Source organism: Salmonirosea aquatica (genome assembly GCF_009296315.1).
Lineage (GTDB): Bacteria > Bacteroidota > Bacteroidia > Cytophagales > Spirosomataceae > Salmonirosea > Salmonirosea aquatica.
Genome location: NZ_WHLY01000002.1, coordinates 6,293,759 through 6,308,853, shown reverse-complemented (window position 1 = coordinate 6,308,853; position 15,095 = coordinate 6,293,759). Strand labels below are relative to the sequence as shown.

At 48.4% G+C, this 15,095-nt stretch carries 12 protein-coding genes; 9 read left to right on the top strand and 3 right to left on the bottom strand.

Annotation, left to right across the window (positions count from 1 at the left end):
* Window positions 1–4: 4 nt before the first annotated feature.
* The 7 genes from GBK04_RS27475 to GBK04_RS27450 all read left to right on the top strand — a co-directional run bounded on the left by GBK04_RS27475 (window position 5) and on the right by GBK04_RS27450 (window position 7,066).
* Complete coding sequence (locus tag GBK04_RS27475) at window positions 5–691, top strand: DUF4386 domain-containing protein (protein ID WP_152765335.1); 687 nt, start codon at window positions 5–7, stop codon at window positions 689–691.
* Window position 692: 1 nt separating this feature from the next.
* Window positions 693–2,126, top strand: coding sequence for an amidohydrolase family protein (locus tag GBK04_RS27470; protein WP_152765333.1), 1,434 nt, complete (start codon window positions 693–695; stop codon window positions 2,124–2,126).
* A 21-nt stretch (window positions 2,127–2,147) separates the two neighbouring features.
* Complete coding sequence (locus tag GBK04_RS27465) at window positions 2,148–3,194, top strand: serine hydrolase domain-containing protein (protein WP_152765331.1); 1,047 nt, start codon at window positions 2,148–2,150, stop codon at window positions 3,192–3,194.
* 154 nt (window positions 3,195–3,348) lie between these two features.
* Complete coding sequence (locus GBK04_RS27460) at window positions 3,349–4,458, top strand: serine hydrolase domain-containing protein (protein ID WP_373331405.1); 1,110 nt, start codon at window positions 3,349–3,351, stop codon at window positions 4,456–4,458.
* The gene (locus GBK04_RS31235; protein ID WP_373331404.1) at window positions 4,455–4,940 is read left to right on the top strand and encodes a hypothetical protein; all 486 of its coding nucleotides are present in this window, start codon (window positions 4,455–4,457) and stop codon (window positions 4,938–4,940) included. The genes GBK04_RS27460 and GBK04_RS31235 overlap by 4 nt, the downstream gene beginning before the upstream one ends.
* A 67-nt stretch (window positions 4,941–5,007) precedes the next feature.
* Window positions 5,008–5,460 carry a hypothetical protein gene (locus tag GBK04_RS27455; protein WP_152765329.1) on the top strand — a complete coding sequence of 151 codons (453 nt, stop codon included), beginning with the start codon at window positions 5,008–5,010 and terminating at the stop codon, window positions 5,458–5,460.
* Window positions 5,461–5,878: 418 nt separating this feature from the next.
* Complete coding sequence (locus GBK04_RS27450) at window positions 5,879–7,066, top strand: PQQ-dependent sugar dehydrogenase (RefSeq protein ID WP_152765327.1); 1,188 nt, start codon at window positions 5,879–5,881, stop codon at window positions 7,064–7,066.
* A 174-nt stretch (window positions 7,067–7,240) separates the two neighbouring features.
* Here GBK04_RS27450 and GBK04_RS27445 read toward each other — a convergent pair whose 3' ends face one another.
* Complete coding sequence (locus GBK04_RS27445; RefSeq protein WP_152765325.1) at window positions 7,241–7,813, bottom strand: hypothetical protein; 573 nt, start codon at window positions 7,811–7,813, stop codon at window positions 7,241–7,243.
* 536 nt (window positions 7,814–8,349) lie between these two features.
* On the opposite strand from GBK04_RS27445, the gene GBK04_RS27440 reads away from it, so the two are divergent.
* Window positions 8,350–9,987, top strand: a complete 1,638-nt coding sequence (locus GBK04_RS27440) for a sensor histidine kinase (RefSeq protein WP_152765323.1) — start codon at window positions 8,350–8,352, stop codon at window positions 9,985–9,987.
* Entirely contained in the window at window positions 9,984–10,733 is a 750-nt protein-coding gene (locus GBK04_RS27435) for a LytR/AlgR family response regulator transcription factor (RefSeq protein ID WP_152765320.1), read from the top strand. Before GBK04_RS27440 ends, GBK04_RS27435 begins: the two co-directional genes overlap by 4 nt.
* A 284-nt stretch (window positions 10,734–11,017) precedes the next feature.
* Here GBK04_RS27435 and GBK04_RS27430 read toward each other — a convergent pair whose 3' ends face one another.
* Together GBK04_RS27430 and GBK04_RS27425 are read right to left on the bottom strand one after the other, a co-directional pair.
* Entirely contained in the window at window positions 11,018–12,328 is a 1,311-nt protein-coding gene (locus GBK04_RS27430) for a DUF4374 domain-containing protein (protein ID WP_152765317.1), read from the bottom strand.
* On the bottom strand, window positions 12,318–14,654 hold the full coding sequence (locus GBK04_RS27425) for a TonB-dependent receptor (protein WP_152765316.1): 2,337 nt from the start codon (window positions 14,652–14,654) through the stop codon (window positions 12,318–12,320). Before GBK04_RS27425 ends, GBK04_RS27430 begins: the two co-directional genes overlap by 11 nt.
* Between the last annotated feature and the right edge of the window lie 441 nt (window positions 14,655–15,095).

Genomic DNA, 15,095 nt, shown 5'->3' with positions numbered 1-15,095 from the left:
CAACATGACCCTTCTCACTAGAAAATATGCACTCATTTCCGGCCTGTGGCTAATCGCCATGGCCGTGGCCGCCGGCTATGCCTATGGCTACGTGTACAACTCCCTGGTAGTCGCGGACAACCCAGCCGCAACCCTTGAAAATATCCGGTCTTCCCTGGATCTATTCATGAGCGGTATCATCGGCTGGATCGTCATCTTCCTGCTCGATATCCTTGTCGCCTGGGGGTTATACCATTTTCTCAAAGAAGTCCATCCGGGTATTTCGCTCGCCACCGCTCTGGTTCGGGTCGTATACGCTTTAATTTTGGGAGCAGCCATTTTGCATCTCTTTACAGTGGTGAACATGGTGGAAAGTACCCCGTCGGCCACGCAGTTGATGGACGAACCGAAAGCTTTCGAATCCTTATGGTCACAGGGGTTGATTCTCTTCGGAGTTCACTTATTCGGTCTGGGAATCCTGACTCTGCGGGCCAGGCCCGTCCCAAACCTGTTGGGCTATTTGCTGCTCTTTGCCGGCCTGTGCTACACGGGACTTCATCTGGCCAAAGTACTGGCACCGGTGTACCTGGACCAGATCGTGAAGATCGAAATGGTCCTCAGTCTGCCGATGGCCCTGGCCGAAATCGGACTCGCTTTCTGGCTGATCCTGAAAGGTGGCAAAATGGATGTAGTACCCTCAAAACATAGCTAGTATGAAGATTCTAAAAAAAGTACTTCTGGGAATTGGAGTTCTCTTGCTGATTCTGGTTTTTGTCGTGGTAGGTATCATTCTCATTGACCGTAGCCAAACGAGCTACCTGAATGTGGATAACAACCCGGCGTTTGCCGCAAACACCTACCTGATCAAACATGCCAACGTCGTTCCCATGACGGCCGATACCGTACTCAGGGATCAGACGGTACTGATTAAGGAGGGGATGATCGCCGGGATTGCCGACGAAATTACAGATGCTAACGCCACTGTGATTGATGCAAAAGGAAGGTACCTGTCGCCGGGCCTCATCGACATGCACGTGCACGTGTGGGACAAGTATGAGCTGGGGCTGTACCTGGCCAATGGGGTGACGACCGTGCGAAACCTGTGGGGCCAGCCGATGCACCTCCGCATGAAGGAAGCGATAAACAGAGGAGAAGTTGTCGGGCCGATATTTTTTACGTCCGGCCCCAAGCTCACCGGTCCGGAGTACGTTGGCGATGATAATCTCCAATTGTTCTCGCCCGGGGAAGCCAGTGCCAAAGTCGCGGAATACAAGGAGCGGGGCTACGATTTTATCAAAACCTACAACGGCCTGACCCCGGAGCTGTACGATGCGATACTGGCCAAAGGGAAAGAGCTGGAATTCGACATTGTCGCGCACCCCAGTGACAAAGTACCGTACAGCTACCATTTCAGACCCGAAATCATCACCATCGAGCACGCCGAGGATATCGTGCAGCAACCTTTGGAGTACCAGCTGGACACGGCCAAACTAGATGAAGTAGTAGACCTGTACGCCTCGCACCCGAATACAGCCCTATGCCCAACCCTGGTGGTGTACTACAACATCTACCGACTCCTGACCGAAGAAAACGTGCTGAACTCCGAGGCGCTGAACTACATGAATCCCCTGATTCGGGAAGTGGACAGCCGGGCCCAGTACGATCGCTGGGCTGGCACCAAAGCCAACGACTCCACCATTGTGGACAGAATCCGGGATCAGCACAAATTCCATCTGTACGTAATTAAAAAGCTGCACGAGCGGCAGGTACCCCTCGTGGCCGGTACTGATGCGGGCATCGGAGTAACACCGGCGGGCTACTCCCTGCACCAGGAGCTGGATTTCTACACCCAGGCCGGTATGAGCAACTACGAAGCCCTGCAAACCGCCACGATCAATCCGTCCAGAACACACGATTTCCTCGGTAGTCAAGGGAGTATTGAAGTTGGAAAAGTGGCCAATTTGATTCTGACCGAAGGCAATCCCCTGGAAGATTTGGAAGTACTTAGAAACCCCAAAATAGTCCTGGTAAGGGGGCGGCAGCTCAAACGGAAAACGCTCGGTGCGTTTACGCAAAAAGCCCGGAACCGAAGCAACCTTCTGGCCTCAGCGCTGCGGTACGCTGAATACCTCATGATCGAAAAATAAGTACCATATAATGAACACAAAATGAAACAGAGAAAGAGTGTACTCAGAATAGTATTGCTGATTGGAACGGTCGTATCCCTGTATTTTGTACCGTGGATTTTATTGAGCGCGTGGGTAACGCCCCTTCCAGATACCGTGCAGGCGCAGGTTGAGGAGGCTATTGGGTACGGCTTTGATGGGATGATTGTATACGTGGATCAAAAAGGGAAAGAACCCGGCTTTTACGCCGCCGGCTGGCATGACCGAAAAAAGAAAAAACCCGCAAACCCACACGCCCTGTTCAAGATTGCCAGTATCAGCAAGCTGTATGTGGCTGTTGTCACGACAAAACTCGTGAAAGCCGGACGCTTGTCTTTGGATAAAAGACTCGCTGAGTACTTGCCTGAACTTGCGGGACGAATTGAAAATGCGGATAAAATCACTTTGAAAATGATGGTGCAGCACCGGTCGGGCATTCCCAATTTTACCGACACCCCTAGCTATTGGGTAGCCCCGCCGACAGCCAATCAAGAAAACCTCGCACTGGTACTGGATAAGCCGGCTGACTTTGAGCCCGATGAGAAGTATAGTTATTCAAACACGAATTACTTGTTGATCGGCGAAATCCTGGATAAAACGTTGGGATATAGCCATCACCAGTATATCCGGGAGAAAATTTTGCGCCCCCTTCACCTGAATAATACGTTCAGTCTGCTGGGTGAAGCAAAAGTAGAAAGCGTGATGAGCGGGTATTACGTGGGGTACGACGAGGATATGAAGTATAATGATTTCATAAACCCGGCCGGCTCCATGGTCGCCACGGCAGAAGATGTGGGTACCTTCCTGCGGGCCCTGAACGATGGGTCCGTGTTTGAGCCGGGAGAACAGGAAATCTATTCCTCCATTTACGTATACGAACATATGGGTCTGATTCCCGGCTATCAGAGTATAGCCAGGTACCACAAGGACATCGACACCGTGGTGATCCAGTTCAACAACACCACCAACTTTGCTGGCTATGAATGGAGTCTGGCTGAAATTTTCTACAACCGTATTGTGAAAATAGTGAAGCGGACGAAAAGTTTGTAAGGTGGGAAGGGCGTAAGGATGTCCCCGAAAATCAAAAAAAAATCGTTAGTCATCCGCTTTGTAGCCTGTACGTACCGATATTCCATCCAATCAAACCTCCATCATTGTGCGGGGTCTTCCGAGGAGAGACTACGTACTGAAACAACTCTAACATATGAAGCCACTCGTAACTAGTTTAATCTTTCAATCTTTCATCTTGGTTTTCATTGGTTCTTGTTCCTTCCGGCCCCAAGGTTCCATAAGATCAATACTCCACAATGTTAATGCAGATTGTATTATCCAAAAAGAATCAGTTGAAAGAAAAGGTAAGCTGGAAAGTGGAATTCGTGGGCAAGTGAAGTTTTTGGAAGAGAAGGAAAATTTTAGCTCAATATCGGATAAAATGGCTGAATACAAAATTCCGGCATTATCTCTTGCGATACTAAATGAAGGTAAGATTATATGGACAGACGTTTATCAAAATGCTAATTTCCCTGAGGAACAAAAACTGGACTGCGCGAGTATTTTCCAGGCAGCATCATTGTCGAAACCAGTCACGTTTCTCGCGACTATACGTATGCAGGCGGCCGGTGATATAGACCTGGATGAAAATATTCAAAACTACCTGAAAGATTTCAAACTTCCCCAGGGAAAACAAACAGCAGAGAATCCGGTCACGTTTCGTAATATCTTCTCTCATACTTCAGGAATTACTTCTGGTGGATACCAAGGATACACCAAAATTCTCGCCTTACCCTCGGATCTGGATATTGTACGAGGAAGCGCCGGAGTCAATACCCCGGCGATTGAAGTCGTCACACTGCCTAATGAAACACTGGCTTACTCCGGAGGGGGCTACACCCTGGCCGAACTGGCTCTTCAGGACCTATATAAGGATGAGTTATCGAACATCATGAAAAAATGGATTCTTGAACCTGCCGGAATGGAACACTCTGAGTTCACACAACCATTACCCGACTCCAAATCCGATCTGGTAGCCAAAGGGCACACGCAATCGGGTGAGGTAGTGGCTGGTGGTGGATGGAACAACTATCCAGAGCAAGCCGCTGCCGGGCTTTGGAGCAACGCTACTGATATGGCTAAATTCTTGATTAAAATTTATAATGCCTATCAAGGCAAAAGCTCGATATTCTCACAGTCGGATATCAAATCAATACTAAGTCATGAACGCGACGGAAGCGTTTACGGATTTATAGTAAACCATGCTGGTGATGATATAGCTATCACCCACTACGGGGGAATGCAGGTTACCGTACAGGGATGACCATAAGTCTTACGAGTGGCAATGGCCTGGTCTATTTGATTAATTCAGACAATGGTGGAGCACTGGGGAATGAACTGATTTTATCTGCCTCACAGGTATATTACTGGCAGCATTTTAAGCAAACAAATGTTCGGCGTAAACAAGTTAACGCTGACGTTTTAAAAGGCTTGACCGGTGAATACAAGTGGAACAATCAAATAGATCTTTCAGTCACATTTGATGAAAATAGCAAACAATTTTCACTTTATTTCCCCAATGGCGATGAATATAAGCTTGCGGCTATTGTTGGGGATGAACTTGATTTTATTCACTCGAACACTGGCGTGAAAGTTTCATTCTCCATGAAAGATGACTTATCCACTTTCAACCTCTATGGGCAAACTGGGGTTAAATTAAAATCCAAAACAGATGCTGATAAAAATCAAGCGCAATTAAGACAAGCGTTCATTAAAACTGTTGGCAACAATCCTAAGAAAAAATAAATTAAATTATTACAATAATACACAATTTATATACGTACTCAAAAATCATAAATAAATATAGAATACTATGACAACACATGATGCGTCTAAACTTTTTAAAAGTTTATCAACCGAAACAACGAACAAATCTGAACTTAAAGTGTATGAAAAATTTATTCATATCCTGAATGAATTAAATAATAGAGAGTTTACGGAAGCTGAAATTCAATCCATAGAAACGGAACTTGATAGCCTGAATTTAAAAGCATATTCAAAGAACAGAAAAAAATACTTTACAAATGCATTAAGTGAGTTTGAAAAGTATTTAAAGGATACCTTTTCGTTGATTTCGAAAGGATATTATGTCAATGTAGGAATTAGTTTAGGAATGACGTTCGGAATTATTATTGGTATTACTTTATTTTCAAGTTTTGATCGATCTTTGGGTATATCACTAGGCATATCTGTCGGAATGTTAATTGGCCTAACTATCGGTCGAAGTATGGAATCACAAGCTAATGCGGCGGGCAAGGTATTATAACTTACTTTTTGTCAAGCTTTTATTATTGCCATAATTATTAATAGTACTACTCTATTTGATAACTTCTATGTGTCTTGCATGCATAGACAATAACTTCTCTGGCCTAGAAAAAAACAGATGCTAGCAAGTAATAAACTCCATTAAAACAGGCGTTCATTAAAACCGTTAGCAAACACTGAAAGCCCGTAGTAATCAATGTCTTATAAGTCAAAGAGTAAGTTAATTTAGTCCGATAGCGCATTTAACTGGTCTATGGACCCAAACATCCAGTCCATGATTCCACCATCAGACCAATCTATCCAATAAAACAACACCTGTGGGCATTACTCATTTTCTTGGGCACGGGTATCGGGGCGGGCTTGTCATCAGCCACGCTACCGCCCCCCTGCTACTGATACATCCATTAAACAAACGACCTATGAACATCAAATTATTTAAAATCTTATTCTCAGTTCTCTCATTGGGCTGCCTGACTGGCTGCAAGAATAATGTTATAAAAGTTCCGGATTCGCCCTACCCCATAAGTACTGATTCTTTCTCGGTTGAAACCATCGCCGAAGGATTCACCATACCCTACGGAATTGCCGTAGTTGACGATAATGAGTACTTTGTCTCGGATAGGATCGGGAAAATGTTTCACTTCAAAGCGGGTACCCTCACCGAAATAAGCGGCATGCCGGAAGTGGTAACCTTCAATAACTCCGGAATACCCGCCATTCTGCACGGAGGACTGATGGATATTAGCCTTCACCCGAACTACTCGACCAACGCCTGGCTCTACATTTCCTACCTGGCCACCGATGGCTTTGCGAAGGTGTCCCGGCTAAAATTACAGAACAATGCCGTTAAGCAGATTGAGACCGTTTTTACATCGCGACATCAAAATTATACGGGGAACGGCATGCGGATTGTATGGGAAGACGATCGTCATTTTTTTCTGAATATTGGAAATTCCGACCTATCGACCCGAGCGAATCCCGTTATGTATGCGCAAGACCTGCATCACGATGCCGGAAAGATTCACCGCTTGATGGACGACGGGAGTATCCCCCCTGACAATCCCCTTTTCGAAGGAATTATATCCCCCACAACCATCTGGAGCTATGGGCACCGGGACGTACAGGGCCTGTACTTTGAGAAAAGTACCCATACCCTTTTTGGGGTGGAGCATGGTCCCAAAGGCGGGGATGAGTTTAATAGTATAGCAAAGGGAAAGAATTATGGCTGGCCCCTTTTTACGTATGGAATCAATTATGACGGTGCCGTAGTTTCTACTGTTTCTGAGGACTCTGCTGCCACATTTACGGTACTTCCTCAGCACTATTGGACTGTTCCAACACATGATGGAGGGCAAGCCATAGCCCCGGCCTGTTTGCTCAAAGTCAAGCAGAGTACGATTCCCGGTTGGAACGGTCATTTTCTACTGGGTTCATTGGCGTATAGAAGGTTGATGCTTTACAATCGTGCTACGGGTGAAACAGTGGGTCTGAACATTGAAGGCAGGGTGAGGACAATCAAGCAATTGCCCGGCGGAGATTTGATCGCATTGATTGAACGTACCGACCTTCGTAAAACAAATGGCAGAATCATCAGAATAAGTAGCTAACTGACCGAGTGATGAGCGAACAGATCTGCAAGCATCCCGGAAGTACCAGGCGGGTGTAAACCAGGACACCCACGAGGTATACCTTTCATTTCAGGGAATAGCCGTACCGGAATAGTTCACTCATCACCAGGTGTTATTGAAGGGTACCTTTGGCAGGGATTCCTGCCCGGTTGCTCAATACCAGTTGAAGCCCACGCCCAGCGAAATGGCGGTGCTGCTGCGCTCGATGTTGTTTTCCAGGTAGGTGTTGCCGTACTGCACGCGGGTCTGTATATCGAAAGCGTAGTTTTTGCGCTGAACGATTTCGTACCCGGCTCCCACCGAAAGGGCGTACCCCAGGTTGATTTTTCCGTGGCTCTGCTCGTTGAAGTCGCACAGGTCGGGAAGGTCCACCCCCAGGCCTGCCCCGCCACTGACCCAGAACCGCTCACCAAGCCAGTGCTGAATGGTGGGAATCACGGCCTCGAAACTCCGATCGCGGCCTTCCGTCTGGTAGATAGAGCCCGGCATCTGGAGCAGCAGGGCGGTTCTTTTCGAAATCATCAGGCCCAGTTTGAGGTTGGGAAGGCTGATTCCGCTCGAGGTATAGTCCAGAGTTGCTCCCGGTCCCCGATCTTCCACGCCGAATACATTTAGTCCGGCACCCACGCCAATGATAAAACCTTTGCGCTCTACCCCTGGGTAGTTCTGGGCGAATCCAGTGGGAGAGCTTACTACGAATGCGATGAGTACTACTAGCTTTTTCATTTTGAACATGGTTTAAAAGTTGAATTGAAGGCTCAAAACTACGGCTGTCCCACAGGCCTGGCGCCCGCAATTATGATTGCGAACCACTTAGATGAAATTCCGTACTACCTGTGATATTCGGAACATCGGGGAATGATACAGTTCTGCCATGCCACCCATCGGACTTTACCGCGACGTCACTTCCTGGCTAGGAGCCACCTGATGACTACGTGCCGAACTGGCTGAGAGCTTTACCAAGGGCCTCCACCTAATAGGCCTAGGCTATCCTGCGCGCCAGCAAGCAATAGAAATGCTAATCCTTATAGATCTTAAAAAGATTCCCCAGAAAGGCTCGTTGCATTCCTGTGTCGGGCATTCTGTCGATGATGTTGAAACTTAATACCCGCCACAAAGAAATTGGAAGACCGGAGTGCTGAAAATGGTAGGGAACCAGGACGTATTCACAGTAAGGTGGTACAGATTCACAGCGGAGATAAAAAGATAAAGAGATGGTTGGCACCTTTGTCGAAAACTAACATAGAAAAACTAACATAGATATGAAAAAGGCGGTCCTATTTTTACTCCTGCTGCTCACAACGGCCCAGGCCGTTCGAGCCCAGATCGATTGGGGGGCTTATTCCCAAAGCTTTCCCGACGGGGCTCTGGATGACCCTGCCACGGTGGCCATCATTGCGGCAGTTCCCAAGCCTAACGACTCGTTTTGGATCATTACGGCCAATCCGACCGAAGCGTATTACAAATTTTCCGACGATCCTTCGTCACAGCAGGTACCTATGGAGCACATCATAGCCCGTAATTCGTTCGACAGCGCCCCTGTGCATTTTTTCCTGCACGGGGTGAATCCCCAAAACGCATCAGGATACCAGTTCCGCGTGAGGGAATATCCCGATGCCCGGGTTCTGGTACCCTGGAAAAATGCAGATCGGTTTACGGACTCCAGCCTTGTTAAAAGCTCGGGTCTGCCCGCAATGACTTACTTGGGTGGGTACAAGGCCCCGCTGGGTCATACCATCATCGTCGAAGTCCGCCAAACCAACCCACAGCGGATCATTGGGGTTTCAGTGATCCGCTGGGTTTCGATCAAACCAAACATCACCAATGTCTATACGTCGGACAATCTGGATGCCTTTCTGAAAAAACTACAGCATCCATGGGCCAGCCAAAGCGATCCGGCCCATGAAAGCAGACCGTCCGGGCTGTTAAAGCTGCCTGCTCCCCACAACAACCTTATCTTGTATTTGGGTGCGGATATTATTGATAAAGAGCAGCTACAGTACGAATTGCGAAAAAACGGCCGCGTGATGATTCCCTGGAAGAATAACGATTTTGAAAATAGCTTCATTTGGCTTAAAGACAATGAGCCCGGCGTATATCAGTTGCACATCCGCTACGCGGTGCAGCCGCAACATGTGACGGACTATGATTTTGAGGTCGAACCCGCCTGGTATCAGTCTTTAAGTTTCAAAATCATGCTGGGTATATTCTTGGCCGCATGTTTCGGTGCCGTTTATTTCATGCTGCTTTTTATCCGGCAAAAACAGAAAGCCAGCCGGGAACTGGCCAAAAAGACAAGGCTGCAGCTGGAACTGAAAACGATCTACGCTCAGTTGAATCCTCACTTTGTCTTTAACGCCTTGAGTTCGATTCAGGGACTGATCAATCAACAGGATATCCAGGGGGCCAACCGCTACCTGGCTGATTTTGCCCGGCTGATGCGCGAGTCCCTGACCAACAGCAGCAGAGAAGAGATTTCGCTACACGAGGAGGTACAGGGGCTGGAAACCTACCTAAAACTGGAACGACTCCGATTTGGCTTCACGTACCAGATTAGCCTGGATGATGCCATCCAACCTTACGAAAGCAGTATTCCGGCCCTGCTGTTGCAACCCCTGGTAGAGAACGCGGTCAAGCACGGTGCTTCCGCTTTGGGAAAGGCGGGACAGGTGGACATCCGTTTCGAAAAAAGGGACGAAATGATGATCGTACGGATTTCCGATAATGGAAAAGGCTACCCGGACGAAGCTTCCACCGGCGGCTTTGGTTTGAAACTAACCCGCGACCGCATCGAACTGATGAACCAGCTAAACCCAGTACAACCAATTCAACTTGAAATCACCGCCCGCTCGCCGGCGGGTACCGAAGTAATACTGCGCTTTAACCATTGGTTTGCATGAAAGCTATTCTGATTGACGACGAACAGCCCAACCTGGACAACCTGCGGGCAATGCTGAAGACCTACTGTCCCCATGTGGAGGTATGCGCCACCGCCCTGAACGCCCGGGATGGCAAGCTGCTTTTGCAGCAGCACCAGCCGGACCTGCTTTTTCTGGATATTCAGATGCCCGGCCAGAGTGGTTTCGACCTGCTGCGGAGCCTATCGTCCTGCCCTTTTGAGGTGATCATTGTCACGGCCTACGAACAGTATGCGATACAGGCCATGCGCTTTGCGGCCGTGGATTATTTGCTGAAACCGATCGATATCGGCGAGTTGGAAGCGGCGGTCGACCGAGCCATGAAACAACGTCGCCTAAAAGCGCAGAATAATCAGTTGGAGAACCTTTTGCAGCTCCTAGCCAGTCAGCAAGCTAATGAAGAACCACGCTTGGCTCTGTCCACCACAAAGGAGACACGCCTGGTGAAAGTCGGCGAGATTGTCCGTTGCGAATCGGCCAATACCTATACGACCTTTTTCCTGAGCGATGGAGAATCGATGCTAGTGTGCAAACCCATCTATGAATACGATGAACTTCTGAAGAAGTACGGTTTTTTGCGTTGCCACCAGTCCCACCTGGTCAATAAAACGTGGGTAAAAAGCTGGAGGAAGCAGTACGGCGACTTCCTGCTGCTGAACGACGGTACCGAGATACCAATATCCCGCGGTAAAAAGGAAGCGGTAAAACGTGCCCTGAATCTGTTTTAATTCGACTGCGTGTTCTTACTAACCTTTACAGAGATGAGGTTTTTAATTCGTGGCTTTTCCTGAGCATTTGGTTCAAAGGCAACTTTTAGATTGGTAACAAGAGATCGGCACGGCTATCCAGAGTTTATCAACTGTCTAAAACAGGGTACCTTGGACATTCAAGGAAAATGTCTAAGGTTGTCCAGGAAGCGGCATGAGTCTTCCGTAATAGCGGATCGTTACGCTTTCTGAAGCACTCTTTTCCGAGACCCTATTCCCGTCCCACCTACACCCATTGCGGGTCGTTATTTATTCAACCGAATCAAATCCGAAGCGATCCCGCCCTTAGCCAGGCTGAATGCCTTGGTCGCTCGGCCGGTGCCAGGATCGTATTCGTAAAAGCCGCTCGTATTGTTGCTCGCCGTATTGTACTGAAAATAGAATTTGCCATCGTATTTGTAAGCATTGGGGTACCCAAAGCCGGCGGTGAAGGGAATGTCATCCAGTACACTGACTGTCTTGGCGTTTAAGTCCAGCTTAACCCAGCGCTGGTTTTCGCTGTAGAATATGGCGTTTCTCAACTCGAAGAACTCTGCTTCCGTAATGATGCCCTGTGCGAATTTGCCAACCAACTCAAGAATTCGGGGGGATTCGGGTTGGGCCGAGATACAGGAATAAGCAATGCCGTTGGCATCGTAAATGCTCCCCAGCATCAGCTGTACCAAAAGATTCTGTTGGCCGAGGGTATTGACGGGATTGAAGCTATAGGAGGCGTCAAAATCGGTTGAATTGGCAGGAATCTTCAAAATCTGGGGCCGTGCATATTGTGCGGCTCGGGGGCCCATCTGTCCATCCAGGCCATAGGAGCCCTGGGTGAAAATATAGATGTTCCCGCTCTCATCGACAATCTGGTTTTCGTTGCCCCTCGACACCGGATAGCTGGCGTTCGCATAAGTAATGGTTTTCTCCCACTGCCTGCTCGTCAGATTGATTACTTCCACGTACACGTCAGTAGCATCGTAGTAGGGACTGGTGTTTTCATTGTCGGTTAGCAGGGCCAGGAAAACCCGGTTGTCCTGTTTTCTATAAACAATGTTGCTATAATAGTTTCGTGAATTAGCTGCAATTTTTTTCGCCTTTGACATGTCAATCTGCCCCAGGGCTTCCATGGTACTGGGATTGAAAATACCCACGTACCGGTCGCTGTTCCACAGGGTGTACAGTCCCAGATTGTCATCAATGATCTTTACAAAATTGAGGTCGTTCAACAGGGGTATGCTGGCCACTTCGACTAGTTTTCCATCCTGGTCCACCGCAATTTTTGAGAGCGTCCGGTCACCTCGGAGAGACGTTCCAAAAATATAATTCTTCCAGTCGGCCTTCCCAAAGAAATAATTGTAGGTGGATTTGGCCGTCATGTCCACAGGGGTACTGCCGGGCAGGTCTTCGAAGTACCCGGCGTAGTAGGTGGATCCGCCCGTGGATTCATTCACCGAACTTATGACGTATCCGCTTTCCTTATATTGCGGTCCGGGGGAGGGGTCCACCTTGTTGTTATCGCACGAGATAAGCAAGAGAGCCACAAGAGGTACACTCAGAATTTTGCTATTTTTCATTTGGCTGAAATTGGTTTATTTCGAACAGAAGTTTTACGTTGAAGTGGATCCCCGCGCGCGGCACCAGGAAATTATCGAAAAGTTGGGCGTTGAGAATATTGTTGATATTGAGCGCCAATGTTAGGAGCGGTTTGGCAAAACGGTATGAAGTCCCCACATCTATCCGGTTTTGAGTGGGAACAAACGAATCAGGGGAAGAGGTGGGCGTATCGTCACGGCCGATCAGGATATGGTTGAACGGGGCCACATGCAGGTAATAGACGTACACTCTGAATTTATCGTTCCGACTCAGCAGGCCGTGGGTTTCCCATCCGAGTTCGGTATTGGCAAAAAATGTCGGATTATTGGGGAAAGTAGTGCCTACCAGGAAAGCATTCCGGGGGTCTTTCAGGGCTGAAAAACGTTTCCGTAGGGTGGTAATATTGCTTCGCCAGGTCCACGCTTTCTTTAAGTTCAGAATCAGCTCGCCTTCCAGGCCTATGGTCTTCACCTGGTCTGTATTTTCGTACCTCCTTACCAGCCCGTTTCCTAAGAAGATAATGTCGTTCTGCTTATGCCAAAAGCCGTTCAATGTGGTGTTGATGGACAGATCGCCCGCAAAAACGTGCGTATAGTGCCAGCCCAGGTTGACATTGTCACTATTTTCGGGAATCAGGTCGGTGTTGCGCAGGATGTCGGCCCCGTTTCCTACGAACTGCTCGAAAAAGGGAATCAAGAAGCCGCGCTCGTAGGAAGCGCGGGCGAAGAAATTGTCCGTGAAGTTGTACTTTAGGCCCGCATTCCAACCCCAGAAACCATCCTTTTTTTTAACCGGCAGAAGGGTATTATTTTCCGCCCCGTTCAACTGGTAGTCGAAGCGTTTTAGCGCAGCCGACACTTCCACGCTTTCTGAAAATTTCCCGTTGTACTGCAGGCCGGCGATGTTCTTGGCGAGGTATTGCGGAATGCTCAGGTAATCCCTTTCACCTTCTTCCCTGAGGTGATCCTGGCCAGTCAGCTGCTGGTGGGCCCAGAGGTTGGACACCAGGAACCGGTGCTTCTCAGTGGCTTCCCATACCAGGGTGGTGCGGTTGATAAAATTGTTATAATAGGTGACGTAGTTCGATCGGTCCACGTATTCGCCGGGTGCCGAACGGCCCACCACCTGGCCGCTCCAGCTGTAGACATTGGCCGTGGTATCCACAAAATTCAGCGCCTGGTGGCTGTAACTAGAAAGGGTACTGGCCTTGAAACGATCATTCATAAACGCTTTTTCATAGCGGGCGCTCACACCGTAGTTTCGGGCTCGGTATTCCACCTCGCCAAAGGCGGTTGTGCTCACCCGGGCACCATTCTGGAGTTCCTTGAAGCCCGTGGAGTAATTGGCGGTGAATCGTAGCTCATCGGCCCATTTTCTGCTATGGACTCCGAAAGAAACCCCTCCGAACGCCATGCTGTACGCGTCATGGAAACGCCTGACCCGCTCCACTCTGTTTCTTTCAAAGACCAGCGCACGCATCGGATAGTCATTGTCGGAATAGTTGTAGCTGGCGTTGGCATTTATAAAAAAATTCTTTCGATTGGCCAGACCGATTTCAAAATCGACCAGATGCGTGTTGAAGGAACCCAGGCTATAGGAAGCGCGGAGATGCGAATGGGCTTTTTGCTCAGTGATGATATTGATTGCCCCACCCATTGCATCGGTCCCGACATCGACAGGTACCACCCCCTTGTAAACGTCCAGCCGCCTGATGGTACCGAGCGGAAGCGTGGAAATATCGAAGCTGGGATAAAGGAACTCCATAGGTAGCCCATCGACATAAACACGGATAGCGTTGCCCCTCATGCCGTTGATCGAGATATCCGACCTCTCACCGAGGCTACTCGACCGTCTGATCCGTACGCCGGCGATCCGGTCGGCTATATCCGTCAGCAGGTTATTCTGGGTGATTATCTCCCGGATATCGATGCTGGAGATGGGAATGGTTCTCTGCTGTTGCACTGAGGATGTTTTTTCCGCAGCAACCACCACCTCATCGAGGACCTGCGGATCTTCGGTCATTTGCACATTTTCAGCCGTTGCGGGTTGTCCTATCCGGATAGCTATTGTGACCTTTCGATAGCCCAACAGCTGGGCCACCAAATTATAGGTACCATAGGGGACATCCTCGAATAGGTACCGGCCGGCTTCATCGGTAGTGGTAGTGAAATTAGTATTTACCAGATAAAGGCTTACATGGGGTAAAGCTTCGGATTGGGCGGTTTGCACGAGTCCGGTTAGGCTTCCCTGCTGGGCCTTTGCTAGAAGAGGAAACAGAAAGCACATCATCCAGTAGAATTTCATCATGCGGACTTGTTCAATACTCCCATTTTAGAGTTACATAACAAAATTACACATTTATTCGTGACCGGTCTGTATATACATATGAATTATAAAAATTATAGAACATGATGGAATTTTGTCCTTTTTTGACAGGAGTCATTATATATGTTTCATAATCTGACTACTGTGCTGACTTACATTGGGTTAATTCCGGTGGATGTCAACCGAAATGTTTGGCTCGGATCCATCGTTAGCTATTGCCTTCTCTGAGGCGGTGCCAAGAGAAGACTGGTGACACTGACTGGCCTGCCGCTAGATATATCCCTATCTTCTCCCGGTCAACTGTTCCTGAGAATGTCGGCGGCAAAATGGGTTCCATCTGATGCAGGCGGCAGTGCTCCTCATAAGGGAATGCTTATGCTTACCTATTTAATTCATCGTTACTCCTTGGTCGAACAACTCAGG

Excerpts from the sequence above, each read along its gene's own strand:
- GBK04_RS27465 (WP_152765331.1), top strand. The coding sequence starts at position 2,148 with ATGAAACAGAGAAAGAGTGTACTCAGAATAGTATTGCTGATTGGAACG.
- GBK04_RS31235 (WP_373331404.1), top strand. The coding sequence starts at position 4,455 with ATGACCATAAGTCTTACGAGTGGCAATGGCCTGGTCTATTTGATTAAT.
- GBK04_RS27460 (WP_373331405.1), top strand. The coding sequence starts at position 3,349 with ATGAAGCCACTCGTAACTAGTTTAATCTTTCAATCTTTCATCTTGGTT.
- GBK04_RS27425 (WP_152765316.1), bottom strand. The coding sequence starts at position 14,654 with ATGATGAAATTCTACTGGATGATGTGCTTTCTGTTTCCTCTTCTAGCA.
- GBK04_RS27445 (WP_152765325.1), bottom strand. The coding sequence starts at position 7,813 with ATGAAAAAGCTAGTAGTACTCATCGCATTCGTAGTAAGCTCTCCCACT.
- GBK04_RS27475 (WP_152765335.1), top strand. The coding sequence starts at position 5 with ATGACCCTTCTCACTAGAAAATATGCACTCATTTCCGGCCTGTGGCTA.
- GBK04_RS27455 (WP_152765329.1), top strand. The coding sequence starts at position 5,008 with ATGACAACACATGATGCGTCTAAACTTTTTAAAAGTTTATCAACCGAA.
- GBK04_RS27435 (WP_152765320.1), top strand. The coding sequence starts at position 9,984 with ATGAAAGCTATTCTGATTGACGACGAACAGCCCAACCTGGACAACCTG.
- GBK04_RS27470 (WP_152765333.1), top strand. The coding sequence starts at position 693 with ATGAAGATTCTAAAAAAAGTACTTCTGGGAATTGGAGTTCTCTTGCTG.
- GBK04_RS27440 (WP_152765323.1), top strand. The coding sequence starts at position 8,350 with ATGAAAAAGGCGGTCCTATTTTTACTCCTGCTGCTCACAACGGCCCAG.
- GBK04_RS27450 (WP_152765327.1), top strand. The coding sequence starts at position 5,879 with ATGAACATCAAATTATTTAAAATCTTATTCTCAGTTCTCTCATTGGGC.
- GBK04_RS27430 (WP_152765317.1), bottom strand. The coding sequence starts at position 12,328 with ATGAAAAATAGCAAAATTCTGAGTGTACCTCTTGTGGCTCTCTTGCTT.